Annotated in this window: 12 protein-coding genes; 4 read left to right on the plus strand and 8 right to left on the minus strand. The window is 68.7% G+C overall.

Going from position 1 to position 13,941, the window contains the following annotated elements; translation table 11 throughout:
* Positions 1 to 8 precede the first annotated feature (8 nt).
* From RXV79_RS22395 to RXV79_RS22415, 5 genes are read right to left on the minus strand one after another with little or no spacing between them, the layout of a single operon-like run.
* Complete coding sequence (locus tag RXV79_RS22395; protein ID WP_316700307.1) at positions 9 to 848, minus strand: transporter substrate-binding domain-containing protein; 840 nt, start codon at positions 846 to 848, stop codon at positions 9 to 11.
* 13 nt (positions 849 to 861) lie between these two features.
* Positions 862 to 1,854, minus strand: a complete 993-nt coding sequence (locus tag RXV79_RS22400) for a porin (RefSeq protein ID WP_316700308.1) — start codon at positions 1,852 to 1,854, stop codon at positions 862 to 864.
* 24 nt (positions 1,855 to 1,878) lie between these two features.
* Entirely contained in the window at positions 1,879 to 2,946 is a 1,068-nt protein-coding gene (locus RXV79_RS22405; protein ID WP_316700309.1) for a porin, read from the minus strand.
* Positions 2,947 to 2,975: 29 nt separating this feature from the next.
* Positions 2,976 to 4,169: a cytochrome P450 gene (locus tag RXV79_RS22410; RefSeq protein WP_316700310.1), complete on the minus strand. Its 1,194-nt coding sequence runs from the start codon at positions 4,167 to 4,169 to the stop codon at positions 2,976 to 2,978.
* Between the two features lie 3 nt (positions 4,170 to 4,172).
* A complete protein-coding gene (locus RXV79_RS22415) occupies positions 4,173 to 5,150 on the minus strand; it encodes a tripartite tricarboxylate transporter substrate-binding protein (protein ID WP_316700311.1) in 978 nt (325 codons plus the stop codon).
* A 96-nt stretch (positions 5,151 to 5,246) separates the two neighbouring features.
* Here RXV79_RS22415 and RXV79_RS22420 point away from each other — a divergent pair, with 96 nt between their 5' ends.
* Positions 5,247 to 6,176, plus strand: coding sequence for a LysR family transcriptional regulator (locus RXV79_RS22420; RefSeq protein ID WP_316700312.1), 930 nt, complete (start codon positions 5,247 to 5,249; stop codon positions 6,174 to 6,176).
* A gap of 2 nt (positions 6,177 to 6,178) precedes the next feature.
* Complete coding sequence (locus RXV79_RS22425) at positions 6,179 to 6,523, plus strand: hypothetical protein (protein WP_316700313.1); 345 nt, start codon at positions 6,179 to 6,181, stop codon at positions 6,521 to 6,523.
* 5 nt (positions 6,524 to 6,528) lie between these two features.
* On the opposite strand, the gene RXV79_RS22430 is transcribed toward RXV79_RS22425, so the two are convergent.
* Genes RXV79_RS22430 through RXV79_RS22440 form a run of 3 tightly spaced genes read right to left on the minus strand, consistent with a single transcriptional unit; the run spans position 6,529 to position 10,954 of the window.
* Positions 6,529 to 7,578, minus strand: a complete 1,050-nt coding sequence (locus RXV79_RS22430; RefSeq protein ID WP_316700314.1) for a DNA topoisomerase IB — start codon at positions 7,576 to 7,578, stop codon at positions 6,529 to 6,531.
* A gap of 10 nt (positions 7,579 to 7,588) precedes the next feature.
* Positions 7,589 to 10,096, minus strand: coding sequence for a DNA ligase D (ligD, locus tag RXV79_RS22435; RefSeq protein WP_316700315.1), 2,508 nt, complete (start codon positions 10,094 to 10,096; stop codon positions 7,589 to 7,591).
* A gap of 9 nt (positions 10,097 to 10,105) precedes the next feature.
* A complete protein-coding gene (locus RXV79_RS22440) occupies positions 10,106 to 10,954 on the minus strand; it encodes a non-homologous end joining protein Ku (protein WP_316700316.1) in 849 nt (282 codons plus the stop codon).
* A 169-nt stretch (positions 10,955 to 11,123) separates the two neighbouring features.
* On the opposite strand from RXV79_RS22440, the gene RXV79_RS22445 reads away from it, so the two are divergent.
* Entirely contained in the window at positions 11,124 to 11,720 is a 597-nt protein-coding gene (locus RXV79_RS22445) for a biliverdin-producing heme oxygenase (RefSeq protein ID WP_316700317.1), read from the plus strand.
* Positions 11,717 to 13,939: an ATP-binding protein gene (locus RXV79_RS22450; RefSeq protein ID WP_316700318.1), complete on the plus strand. Its 2,223-nt coding sequence runs from the start codon at positions 11,717 to 11,719 to the stop codon at positions 13,937 to 13,939. The genes RXV79_RS22445 and RXV79_RS22450 overlap by 4 nt, the downstream gene beginning before the upstream one ends.
* Positions 13,940 to 13,941: the final 2 nt, after the last annotated feature.

Consider the following 13,941-nt stretch of genomic DNA (forward strand, 5'->3'; position numbering starts at 1 on the left):
CCTGCATGTCACTGCCCGACGTTGAGCTTCGGCGCATCGAGCCGCACGGCCGAGATGCCCCACTTCTGCATGATGCGGTCGTACTCGCCGTTCTTCCACAGCACCTGCATCGCTTCCAGGATCACCGGCCCGAGCCCGCCCGACTTGCTGACGACGAGGCCGAGCAGGTCGACGCCTTGCGCCTGCGTGGTGTCGGCGAACACGCCGAAGCGGCCTGGCGTCGCCTGGATGGTGAAGAGCGCGGCGGTCATCGTGAGGCCCGCCAGGTCGGCGCGACGCGACTGCACCGCGAGCACCGACGGGTTGTGGTCGGTGAAGGTGAGCACGGTGGGCGGCTTGGCGCCGCTCGCCACGCAGCGCTCGCCGAGTCGCTTCACCGCGTCTTCGATCACGGTGCCCGACACGAGCGCGACCGACATGCCGCACATCTGTTGCGACGACTCGACCTTCTTGCCGCCGTCGGTGAGGTAGAGGAAGGACGGGCGCGTCTGTGTCCACACCACGAAGTCGAAGCGGGTCTCGCGCTCCTTCGTGTCCTTGATCGGGCCCATCGACAGGTGGTAGCGGCCGGCTTCCACGCCGGCCAGCATCGCGGGCAGCCCGCTCGCGAGGTGCTGCTCGATCTTCACGCCGAGCACGGGCTCGAGGGCGCGGGCGAAGTCGGTGTCGATGCCGGTGAAGGTCTTGCCGTCGGTGGTGATGCGGTAGGGCGGGTGCGAGTCGCCCACGAAGCGCAGCACGCCGTCCTTGCGGATGGACTCGGGCAGCTTGTCGCGCAGGGTCTGCGCCTGCGTGGCGCCGCACGCGGCCAGCAGCACCGCGACGAGGAGATGTTGGAGGGTCTTCATGCTCGGCTCCTCGTCAGAAGATGTGGACGATGCCGAGGTCGTAGCTCTTGCGCTCGGGGCCGACCTCGGGCTTCAGGCCGTTGAAGTCGGTGTAGAGGTAAGTGCGGCGCGAGAGGTCGTGCTTGTAGCCGAGGCCGAGCTGGTGGTCCTTGCCGGTCTGGCCGTCGAACTTCTTGAAGTTGTAGCCAAACTTGAGCTGGCCGCTGGGCAGTGGCGCCGTGGCGGTGAGGCCCACCGCCTTGATCGCGCGGCCCGCCGGTGCGGGGCCGGTGCGGTCGCCATCGACACCAGCCGGGGAGCGGCTGCGCGCGAACGACAGCGCCGGCTTCACCACGCCGAAGTCGTAGCCACCGGCCACCTGCGAGAAGCGCGAGCCGACGGTGTTGCGCTCGTAGCCGGTGAAGAGCATCAGACCGTTCTTGTCGTACTGCAGCGCGAGGCTGTACGGGTGCACCGCGTACTGCCCTTCCGGCGCGGTGATCGAGGCCGCGGCGAGCACGCCGGCAATGCGCGGCGAGTCGTAGAAGACCGCGTTGCCCCAGCGCACCGAGCCGGCGCCCGCCCCCTGGAGCGGGTCGGAAAAATACGAGGCCATCTGATTCAGGTTGATGGAGGCCACCGTCTTCAACGCCCAGGGGTCGAAGTAGCCCGCGTACCACTGCATGGCCGTCATGGCGCGGCCCAGGCGCACCGTGCCCCAGGGGCTTCTCAAGCCGACCGTGGTCTCGCCCTGCCAGATGGGCCGCGAGCTGCGCTCGGGCAGGCCGGTGTCGGGGTCGAAGCGCATCTCCATGCGGAACTGCGCCGCCCAGCCGCCGCCGAGGTCTTCGAGGCCGAACCACCCGAGGCGGTTGCCGCCTTGCGGGTCGATGGCCCACACATGGTCGGCGCGCCGTGTGACGGCAACGTCGAGCGAGCCATAGAGGGTGACGCTGGCGGGGGCCTGCGCACAGGCATTCGCGCAGGCTAGCGCCGCGGCGGCTGCCGCGAGGTGAGGGTGATGCATGGGAGTCTCCTGGCTGTAGGTTTTCTAGAAGCTGTGCCGGATGCCGGTTTTCAGCACGAGCTGGGTGTTGTCGTTCGAGCGGAACGACGCCGCGGGCGCACCGATGCCCGGGGTACTGCTGTACGCGGTGCCGGTGCTGCCTTCGCTCTTCACGTGCGAGGCGATGCCGTAGAACTCGGTGCGGCGGCTGAAGTTGTAGGCAAAGCCGGCGCCGAGTTGCTGCAGCTTGCCGTCCACGTTGGCCACGTTCTTCGTCTTCGAGTGACCGGCCATCACGCCCAGCGACAGCGGTTGCGTGAGCTTGTAGAGCACGCCGCCTTGCAGCATGTCGTTGCGCGAGCGGGTGTCGGCGCCGACGTAGGCTTTCGACTGCGTCCAGTTCAGCACCAGCTTGGCCTCTGCGGTCGCGTCCCAGTTGACGCTGGCGCTGGCGATCTTGTTGCCCGAGGCGGCGGGGCTGAAGTTGTCGCGCAGGTAGGCCGCACCCACCCACAGGCTGCGGTCGCGGTAGACCAGCGCGGCCGAGGCCATCTTGTCGGTCTTGTTCTCGCTGCCCAGGCCCCACATCGCACCGGCCGTCACGGGGCCGAGGCTGTGCTGCCACTTGATGGTGTTGTCGTAGCGCACGCCGCCGAGGTGGTTGTCGACCGAGGTGCCCGCACCGGCACTCGCACCCGCGAGCCCACCGATCAGGAAGGCACCCATGTCGAGCGGCATCGGCGAGCCGGCGTAGAGGAAGTCGTACTGCCGGCCGAGCGTGAGCGTGCCCACCGTCTTGCTCGCGAGGCCCACGAAGCTCTGGCGGCCCCACATGCGCCCGCCCTGCCCGATCGTGCCGTCGTCGGCGTTGAAGCCGTGCTCGATGGTGAACACGGCGGCGAGGTCGTTGCCCAGGCTTTCGCGGCCGCGGAAGCCGAGCCGGTTCGACAGCTTGCTGCCCGAGCCGACGAACCAGCGGTCGTTCCCCTGGATGTTGTCGACCCACGTCACGCCGACGTCGATCGAGCCATAGAGCACGACGCTGGAGGCGTCTTGCGCCTGCGCGGTGGCCAGCGCGGCCAACGATGCCAGCGCGACGATGGTTGTCTTCATGGGTCTCCTCGTTCTTTTCTTGGAATGAATCAGGCCGGCGTGAAGCGCAACGGCACGCGCCACGGGCCGATCTCGGGAAAGGGCGTCATCACGATGTCGCCGGCCAGCTCGAAGTGGCGTGTGCGCGAGAGCAGCTCTTCGAGGGCCACCTGCAGTTCCACACGCGCGAGCGACGCCCCCGCGCAGTAGTGCGGGCCGCGGCCGAAGGCGAGGTGCTCGCGGATGTTGGCGCGGTGCAGCTGGAAACTGGCCGGGTCGGGGAAGACGTCTTCGTCACGGTTGGCACTCGCGTAGAGCAGCGCGATGGGTTCGTCTTTCGCGATCACACGCCCGCGGAACTCGACGTCTTCGGTGGCCGTGCGGGCGAAGCCGCGGTAAGGCGTGTAGAGCCGCAGGAACTCCTCCACCGCCGCCGGGACGAGCGAGAGATCGCTGCGCAACTGCTGCTGCAACTCAGGGTGCCGCGACAGGTGCACCGCCATCGCCCCCACCATCACCATCGGCGCCACGATGCCCACCACGAGCACCTGGCGCACCATGCCCACGACCATGTCGTCGGGCAGCGGCTCGCCGTCGTGGCGCGCGGCCAGCAGGGCGCTCGTCGGGTCGAACGCGGGGTCGAGCCGCGACTGCTTGCGCAAGTCGATGAGCGCTCGGGCCATGTCGTAGAGCGCGAGGCTGGTCTCGCGCATGACCTCCTCCTGCGCCGACTGGACCGCCCGGATGAACGCCGGCCCGGCCTGCGACAGCGCCTGCTCCAGATGTGGTGGCAGGTTCATCCAATGGCCGAACACGCGCACCGGCAGGTGGCTGCCGAAGGCTTCGCAGATGTCGGCTTCGCCACTCGTGATCATCGGGTCGAGCAGCTCGACGGCGTAGCGGCGCACCATGGGTTCCAGCTTCGCCACGCGCTCGGGGGTGAGCAGCGGATTGAGCACGGCGCGATAGGGCGTGTGCTCCGGCGGGTCGAGGTGCAAAGGCGGGCGGCGGCCGGTGAAGGCGACCTTGGGCACGACGTTCTGCTTCGAGGTGACGAAGGTGCCGGGCTCGGACAAGGCACGCGCCACGTCGTCGTACTTCGTGAGTGCCCAGAAGCCGCCGTAGGCATCGCTGTGCGCGACTGGGCAGCGCGCGCGCAGCTCGGCGTACTGCGCGTGGGCGCTGTCGAAGGTCTCTCGCACGAGCGGGTCGAAATCCGAATGGACGGGGCAGCGCGACGACATGGATCAGGACTCCGCGGTGAAGCCCACGGTTTTGATGAGAGAGCGCCACTCCTGGCTGTCGGCCTTCAGCATCTCGGCCAGCTGCTGCGGCGTGGAATGCACGGCCTCCAGGCCGAACTGGCGAATGCCCTCGGCCACTTCGGGGGCCGACAGCGCCATGCGCAGATAGGCGGCCGCGCGGGAGACCATGGCCGCCCGCGTGCGGGCCGGCACGAAGAAGCCATACCACTCGCGTGCGGTGATCGGATGGCCGAGCTGGCGGTAGGTCGGCACGTCTTTCACGAACGGGCTGCGCTGGTCACCCGAGACGGCGAGCAGGCGAACCTGCCCCGAGGCGAGGTGCGGCAGGAACGCGCCCACCGGCGACGACATGGCGGCCAGCGTGCCGCCGCGCAGGTCTTGCAGGCCTTGCGTCGAGCCGCGATACGGGATGTGGCGCAAGGGCGCGTTGGTGAGCTTGGCCAGCACCACCACGATCAGGTGCGGGATCGAGCCCGACGCGGGCGAGCCGTAGCTGGCCTGGTCGGGGTTGGCCTTGGCCCAGGCCAGGAAGTCCTTCAAGGTCTTCACGCTCAGCGGTACCGCCGGCCCGATGCCCAGCGCGTGGTTGGAATAGGCCGCGAGCGACACCGGCGCCAGGTCGTCCTGCGGCTTGTAGGGCAGCTTGGCGTAGGTGTACGGGTAGATGGAGAGCAGCGACGAAGGCGTGAGCAACAGCGTGCTGCCGTCGTCGGGTGCGTCCCTCAGCGCGGTGATGGCCAACTGGCCGCCCGCGCCGGGCCGGTTCTCGACGATCACCTTGCTGGCGTAGCCGCCCGTCAGCTTGTCGGCAAGGCGGCGGGCCATCAGGTCGCCCGACCCTCCGGCGGGCGCACCGAGCAGGATCTTTGCAAGGGACAACTGCTCGGCCGCACCGGCCAGCATGCCCCAGGGCATGAGCCCGGCACCGCCCGCCAGCAGGAAATGACGTCGAGTCACCACCGCTTGTCTCCGTGAAATAGTTATTGGTGTGAAAGACTACGCGGCCTTTGGTATAAGTCAAAGACAGACTTTTTTATCAACCGATAGGGTGTGCTTATGGCCAATCCCAGCTATCCGATGACCGCCCGTGTGGAGCAGTTGCGCCTGCGCGACCTGCTGCTGCTTGAGCACATCGCCCAGCAGGGCAGCCTGCGCAAGGTGGCCGAGGCGCTGCACGTCACGCAGCCGGCGGTGACGCAGGCCTTGCAGGGCCTGGAGCAGGCCTTCGGGGTGGCGCTGGTCGACCGGGGCCGGCGCGGGGTGTCACTCACGCCCGCGGGCGAGGCGGCTCTGGCCCGGCTGAGGGTGGCACGTCGCGAAGTCGGCGCCGCCATCGAAGCGGCCCTGGCGCCGCAGCGGCCGCGCCTGCGCCTGGGCACGTCCCCCATGGCGGCGCTCGACATCGTCCCGCAGGCCCTGGCGCAGCTGCGGCGGGCCCTGCCAGAGGCGCATGTGGTGTTGACGCAGACGAGCGTGCCCCGGCTATGGGCAGCGCTGGGCGACGGCGAGCTCGATGCCATCGCCTCCAGCCGCCCCGTGCTCGGCCCGGGTGAGCGGCCGCCGCCGGGCGTGGTGGTGGAAGGTGTGGGCACCGAGCGGATGGTGGTGGCTGCCGCCGAGAAGCACCCGCTGTCCTGCACACAGCCCACGGTGCCCCAACTGGCGCAACACCGCTGGGTGCTGCCGCCGGTCGGGTCTCAGGCGGTGGCGATGCTCGACGAATGGTTCTCACGCGCCGGGTTGCCCCGGCCCCAGGTCAGCATCACCTCGGACTCGTTCGCCACCAACCTGCGCCTGGCGGCCGAAGGCGACCTCCTCACCGTCGCCCCGGAAACCGCGGTGCGGAACCATGCGTCCGCCCTTGGTCTAAGGGTAATCGCCACTCCGTGGCCTCACCTTCCCGGTGAGTTGGTGTTTGCATACCGGACGTCAAGCTTGGACAATCCAGTCTTCTCGGCGCTGCGCGGATGCTTTGTTTCACCCTAGGCGTGCGCATCGTCCGAGATCGCAGGACAATACAGGGTTTGCGTTTTCAACCAATTGAGGAAGTTACTTTGGCAAAAGACGTCGTCAAAACCAAGATCCAGGCCGATGGGCTGCGTTACAAGGTCAAGGAAGGCGGCTCGCCGTTCGCGAGTGCGGGTGACTTCCAGGCCGGGACCATGTCGTGCTTCCTGTGCGGCAAGCATCGCCCCCGCAACACCCTGAAGACCCGCCGCTTGCTGGGCAAGGCGCAACACGTGTGCGCCCCGTCCTGCAAGGAGGCCGAAGAAGCGGCACGCGCAAAGCTGTCGCCCTCCTCCTCGTCGTCCACCACGACGGCCGCCGCCTGATTGGCCTACCGGGGCTCTTCCAAGAGCCCCGGTTGCGCTGACAGGAAGGCCAGCAGCCGGCACTCGGCCACCGTCAGGCCCCGGCAGCGTTTCAACGCCCCGCCCCCCAAGGCCTCGACGCCACGCTGCGTCGCGACCGCCATCACCCCCGGGTGCACATACGACTTGCGGCACACCGCGAGCGTGTTGCCCAGGAGCCCGGCCACTTCGCGCAAGACCTCGTTCGCCCGCTTGCGGCTCACCGGCCCGGTGACCGGCAAGGCGCACAGCCGCGCCAGCGCATGCACGCTGGCGTGCCAGGTGCGGAAGTCCTTGGCGGTGAAGTCGGCGCCGCTCAAGGCCTTGATGTACTCGTTGACGTCGGCCGAGCCCACGCAGCGCGTCTCGCCGTTGTCGTCTTCGTACTGAAAGAGCTCCTGCCCCGGCATCGCCTGGCAGGCGCGCACGATGCGCGCCACCTGCGGGTCTTCGAGCGTGAGCTCGTGCCACACGCCGCTCTTGCCGCGAAAGCGCAGATGCAGCCGCGCGCCCTTCACGGCCGCGTGCCGGTTGCGCAGGGTGGTGAGGCCGAAGGAGCCGTTCTCGCGGGCGTATTCGTCGTTGCCGATGCGCACGAGCGTGGTGTCGAGCAGGCGCACGAGGGCCGCAAGCACCGACACGCGGCTGCCCACCGGCGCTGCGAGGTCGCGCTTCACCTTGGCGCGGATGCGCGGCAAGGCCTGCCCGAACTCGCGCATGCGCTCGAACTTGTGCGCGTCACGCGCCTCGCGCCAGTCGGGGTGGTAGCGGTACTGCTTGCGGCCGCGCGCATCGCGCCCCGTCGCTTGCAGGTGGCCTTGCGGCAAGGGGCAGATCCACACCTCTTCGTAGGCCGGCGGGATGGCCAGCTGGCGGATGCGCTGCAGTTCCTTCGCGTTGCGCAGCAGCCGGCCCTTCGGGTCGCGGTAACGAAAGCCATCGCCCTCGCGCAGGCGGCGAATGCCCGGCATGGTGTCGCTGACGTAGAGCAGCCCTGCGGGCGCCTCGGGCTCGAAGGGGTTGGCCACCGCTCTCATCGTGCGGGCCTCATCGTGCCGCCTTCGGATCGAAGCCCATTGCCTTCATCGGCTTCACGAGGCTCTGCTTGGCCTTCGCGTAGCCGTCCCACGGCGTGTTGCCGGTGGCCAGGCGCTCGGCCACGTTCTGCACCGTCCAGTGCGCGCCGCTCGTGAGGCCCGCCAGTTCGTCCCACGTCACCGGCACCGAGACGCCGAGCCCTGGCCGCGCCCGCACCGACCACGCACACACCGTCGTCGCCCCGAGCCCGTTGCGCAGGTAGTCGATGAAGATGCGCCCGACGCGGTTCTTCGGCCCGCTCTTGGCGACGAAGCGATCCGGGATCACCGAGGCCATGTGCGCCACGATGGCCTGCGAAAAGTCTTTGACCGTGTCCCAATCGTACTTGGGTGCGAGCGGCACCACCACGTGCAGGCCCTTGCCGCCGCTTGTCTTCAGGAAGCCGACGAGGCCGATCTCCTGCAGCAGTGCGTGCATGAGCTGCGCGGCTTCCTGGACCTGCGGCCAGCCCACGCCCTCGCCGGGGTCGAGGTCGAACACCATGCGGTCGGGCCGGTCCATCGCGCGGGTGGTCGCGTTCCAGGTGTGGAACTCGATCACGTTCATCTGCGCGGCCGACAGCAGCGCGAGCGGCGTGCCGATGGCCAGCAGCGGGTCGTGCGACGGATACAGCGCCCGGTCGAGGATCTCGATGTTCGGGAAGCCCTTCTTCTCGGCGTGCTTCTGGAAGAAGAACTGCCCCTCCACACCGTCGGGTGCGCGCAGCAGCGACACCGGCCGCTGCTTCAGGTGCGGCAGCATCAGCTCGGCCACCGAGGCGTAGAACTCGATGAGCTGGCCCTTGGTGACGCCGCTGCTCTTGTCGACCACCCGCTCGGGGTGCGTGACGCGAAAGTCCTTCGGCAGCGCCTTGCTCGCGGGTGCTTTCTCCATGTGCTTGGCGACTTCCTGGGTGATGCGCTCGGGCGGCTTGTCGCTGCGCAGACCATGGAACACCGCTTGGCGCACGTGGCCGCTCTTGGTCCACTCGGCAAACGCGACCTCAGCGATGAGCTTGGGCTTCACCCAATGCGGCTTCACGAGCTTGACGGTGCCCACGCGCGTGGGCCCGTCGGTGTAGGGGCTCGTCGTCACCTCGATCGCATCGAGCTGCTTGCGCAGCGCGACCAGCGTCTTGTCGTCGAAACCGGTGCCCACGTTCCCGGCATAGCGGAGCTTGCCCTCGGCATCGTGCACGCCGAGCAGCAGCGCGCCGATCCCCATGCGTGAGCCCTTCGGATCGGTGAAGCCGCCAATGACGAACTCCTGCCGCTGGCCGAGTTTGAGCTTGACCCAGTCGGTCGAGCGGCGCGAGTGGTAGGTGGCCGACGCACGCTTGCCGATCAGGCCTTCGAGTCCGGCATCGCGGGCCGAGGCGAGCAACTCGCGGGGATCGGCGTCGAACGACGCGCTGAACTGCACCGTGCCGGCGGCGTGCCCCGCAAGAAGCGATTGCAGGCGCTCGCGCCGCTCGCTCAAGGGCCGCTCGCGCAGGTCCTCGCCATCGTGAAACGGCAGGTCGAACACGTAGTACTGGATGTCCTGCGTGCGCTGCGAATCGAAGGCGTTCTGCAGCAGCTGAAAGTCGGGCGTGCCCTTGGGGCCCGCGACGACGATCTCGCCGTCGAGCCAGCCCCAGCCGATGCCGAGCGCACGGATCGCCTTCACGAGCGTGGGCAAGCGGTGCGACCAGTCGTGCCCGTTGCGGGTGAAGCAGCGCACGTCGTCGCCCTCGATGCGCGTGACGATGCGGTAGCCGTCGAACTTGATCTCGTAGAGCCAGTCGTCGCCGGGCGGGATGTCGTCGACCAGCGTGGCCAGCTGCGGCGTGAGCGACAGCGGCAACTCGGCCTTGGCCTTGCGCTTCGCACCCCGGGCCTTGGCAGGCGACTTGGCCGGCGCCTTCGCCGCCACCGAGCGCTTCTTCGTGCCGGCCAGCACGCTGTCGGGCAGCGCCTCGATCACGTCGAACTCGCTCGCCGCCCGCGCCTCGTCGTCATGCTCCTTGATGAGCAGCCACGGCACCTGGCGTTCGTTCTCCCGCGACTTCATGCGCACGAGCGTGAAGCCGCCGTGCAGCTTCTCGCCCCTGAGCTCGAACTTGAGCTTGCCCTCGCGGTAGCCCTTGTGCGGGTCGCCGAGCGGCACCCAGGTGCCGCGGTCCCACACGATCACCGAGCCCGCGCCGTAGTGGCCTTCGGGGATCGTGCCCTCGAAGCCGCCATACGACAGCGGGTGGTCTTCCACCTGCACCGCCATGCGCTTGTCATGCGGGTCGAGGCTCGGGCCCTTGGGCACGGCCCAGCTCTTGAGCGTGCCTTCGAGCTCGAGGCGGAAGTCGTAGTGCAGCCGCCGCGCCGCGTGCTTCTGGATCACGAAGCTCAGCTCGTCACCCGACGCCATCACCTCGCCCGCCGGTTCCGGCGTGGCGCCGAAGTTGCGCTTGCGCTGGTAGGTGGCGAGACTGCCGGTGCCCATGGTCTGTCCTCAGGCGGCCTTCTTCTTTCTGGAGGCGGCCTTGTGCTTGGGCTCGCCGCGATCCTTCAGGCTTTGCTGCAGGAGCGCCGTGAGGTCGACCACGTCGGCGCCCTTGGGAAGCGGCTGTTCCTCCGGCTCGAGCACCGTCTCGGTCTCTCCGGACTCGACCTTGCGCTCCACCAAGGCCATCACCTGCTCCTTGAAACGGTCGGCAAATTGCGTCGGGTCGAACCCGACCGTCATGTCGTCGATCAGCTGGCCCGCCATCTCGAGCTCGCGCTCGGTGATGCCGTTGGCCTTCACACCCTCCTTCGGCAGGGCCAGGTCCTCCCAGGTGCGGATCTCGTCGCTCCAGCGCAAGAGGTTCAGCACCAGCGCCGGCCCGGCCGGCACGAGCGCGGCCAGGTGCTGCTTGGTGTGGATCACCACGCGCGCGAGGCCCACCCGCTCGCTCTTGAGCAGGGCCTCGCGCAGCAGCGCATAGACCTTCTGGCCCTTGGCCACGGGGGCGAGGTAGTAGGGCCGGTCGAGGTAGACGAACGGGATCTCGTTCATCGAGACGAAAGCCTCGATCTCGATCGCCTGGGTGGAGCGCGGGTACACCGCCTCGATCTCCTCGTCGCTGAGCAGCACGTACTTCTCGTTCTCGTACTCGATGCCCTTGACGATGTTTTCCTTGGTGATTTCACGGCCGGTGCGCTTGTTGATGCGCTTGTAGCCGACCGGGTCCATGCTGCGTTTGTCGAGCCAGTCGAAGTCGACCCCGCTTTCGGTGGACGCCGAATGCAGGCTCACGGGGATGTGCACCAGCCCGAAGCTGATGGCGCCTTTCCACAGTGATCGCGATGCGGTTGCCATGCGCGCAAGGCTACGAGGCGCGCCCACGCCCGCACCAGTCCGCAACACCCGATTCCGCTGTGGGAAAGCACCTACCGACCGGTAATTTTTGCAAGCTGGACTGCAGCACAGGGACTTTGCCCACTCCTCCAGAATTGGCACACATTCGTCTCGATTGGGAGCTGCCGCATTGGGCATTGAAGCAGGGCTGTTGAAGGAGTTGCGCGAGAAGACCCGCACCGAGCACACGCGCATCGAGTCGGTGCTGCGGCTCACGCACCCCATGAGCGCAGCCCGTTATGCAGGCGTCATGGCGGGATTTCATGAATTCCTCTGGCGCTGGGAGCCACGTGTCGCCGCCGCCCTGCCCGCCCACCTGCGCGACTGGTCGGCCAAGCGCAAGCGCAGTGGCTTCGCCGCCGACGACCTGCGCCAGCTCGGCGCGCCGCACACCCCGCATCTGGCCCACGCCGCCGAGCGTGCGGTGCGCAGCATCCCGATGGCCGACGTGGCCGGTGCGCTCGGCTCCATGTACGTCATCGAAGGCTCCGCCCTTGGCGGCCAGGTCATCACGCCCCTGCTGCGCCAGCACCTGGGCCTCACGCCATCCACCGGGGCCAGCTACTTCCACGGCCACGGGCCTGCCACCGCCGCGATGTGGCGCGACTTCCGCGAGGTCATCGCCCGCGAGCTGGGCGACGACGCGGCCGCAGCCCGCAGCGCCTGCCACAGCGCACAACGCACCTTCGCCGCCCTGTGCGAGCTGTTCGAAGAGGTGCCCGCATGAGCGAGCCACTCAGCTCGCTCGACCTCGCACAGTGCGCGCGCGAGCCGATCCGCGTGCCCGGGGCGATCCAGCCGCACGGGTGGATGGTCTCGCTCGACGCCCTCACGCGCGCCCTCGTCGCCTTCAGCGAAAACTGGAGCGGGCTGCTGGGGCCATCGCCCGACCTCAACCGGCGCATCGAAGAGGTCTTCGCCCACCTCGACTTCGAGGTGGCCGACCTCGCGCGCAACGACGGCTCGTCGTCGCTCGGCCACATGAGCGTGGGCGGACGCACGCTGCATGCGAGCGCCCATCTGCGCGACGGCCTGCTCCACGTCGAACTCGAAGCGCAGGCCGACGAGCCGGGCGCGCGGGCGCCCATCTACATGCTCACGCGTCAGCTGCTGCCGCGCATGCAGGAGGCGCAGACGGTCGAGGCGCTGTGCCAGCTGGCCGCAGCGGCGATGAAGCAGCTCACCGGTTTCGGCCGCTGCCTCATCTACTCGTTCGATGCCGACGGCCACGGCGCCGTGCTGTCCGAGGAGATCGACGCCGGCTACGACTCCTACATCGGCCACCACTTCCCCGGCTCCGACATCCCGCCGCAGGCACGCGAGCTCTACAAGGTCAACCGCTTCCGCCTGATCGCCGACGCGAACTACACGCCGGTGCCGGTGCAGGTGGTCTCGCCCGAGTGGGCCGACAAGCCACTCGACATGTCGCTGCTGCAACTGCGCAGCGTCTCGCCGGTGCACCTGGAATACATGCGCAACATGGGCACGCTGGCGTCGAGTTCGGTCTCGATCATCGTGCGCGGTGAGCTGTGGGGCCTGATCTCGGTCCACGACCACGCGCCTCGCCAGCTCGACTACGCCACCCGCATCGCCTGCGAGCACCTGGGGCAACTGCTCTCGCTGCAGATCGAAGCCAAGGAAGACAACGCGCGCATCTCACAGGAGGCCGAGCTGCGCCAGCTCACGCTCGCCCTGGTGGCGCACCTGGCCGACAGCGATGCCACCTTGCAGCGCCTGGTCGACCACCCCAGCCTGCTGCTGCGCATCGCCCGCGCGAGCGGTGCCGCGGTGGTGCTCAACGACGAGTGCTGGACGGTGGGCGACGTGCCCGACGACGCCAGCCTGCAGCAGCTCGTCGAATGGCTCGCCCCGCGAACGACCGACGCCTTCCACACCGCGCGGCTGCCTGCCCTGTGCCCGCCGATGGTGGACCACACCCGCATCGCCTCGGGCCTGCTCGCGCTCTCGATCTCGCAGGTGCACCGGCAGTACATCCTCTGGTTCCGGCCCGAAGTGGTGCAGGAGATCCACTGGGCCGGCGACCCGCGCAAGAACGTCGACTCCAAGGGCGATGGCCGCCTGCACCCGCGCCGCAGCTTCGCCACCTGGCGCGAAGAGCTGCGGGGTCGCTCGCTCGACTGGACGCCCGGTGAGCTGGGCGCGGCGCTCGAGTTGCGGCAGGCGCTGATCGGCATCGTGCTGCGCCGCGCGGAAGAGCTGGCCGAAGTGGCCAGCGAGCTCGGGCGCGTCAACAAGGAGCTCGAAGCCTTTTCGTACACCGTGTCGCACGACCTGCGCGCGCCCATGCGCCACATCGCCGGCTACGTCGACCTGGTGCTCGACGGCGAACAACTCGGCGACCGCTCCAAGCGCTACCTCTCGCACGTGAAGGACGCGGCGGCCTACGCGGGCGAGCTGGTCGACGCGCTGCTCGAGTTCTCGCGCATGGGCCGCTCGGCGCTGCGCCGTGTCGACATCAACCTCGCCGCGCTGGTCGGCGACCTCGTGCGCGAGTTCGACACGCCGCAGCCGGGGCGCATCCGCTGGCACGTCGAAGGTCCCTTCGCCACGCTCTGGGGCGACGCACTGCTGATGCAGGTGGCCGTGCGCAACCTCATCGGCAATGCCGTCAAGTACAGCCGCACGCGCGAGACGCCCGAGATCACCCTGCGCGCCGTGAGCACGCCCGACGGCGACGGCCTCGCGGTCATCGACAACGGCGTGGGCTTCGACATGAAGTACATGAACAAGCTCTTCGGCGTCTTCCAGCGGCTGCACCAGGTCGAGGAATTCGAAGGCACCGGCATCGGCCTGGCCAGCGTGCGCCGCATCGTCGAGCGACACGGTGGCACGGTCGACGCCAAAGCCGCACCCGACCGCGGCGCCACCTTCACCCTGCTGCTGCCGCGCCGCGAGGCGCTGCTCGCCGTTTCCACTGCCCGTTGAAC

Origin of the sequence: Piscinibacter gummiphilus (genome assembly GCF_032681285.1) — a bacterium.
Lineage (GTDB): Bacteria > Pseudomonadota > Gammaproteobacteria > Burkholderiales > Burkholderiaceae_C > Rhizobacter > Rhizobacter gummiphilus_A.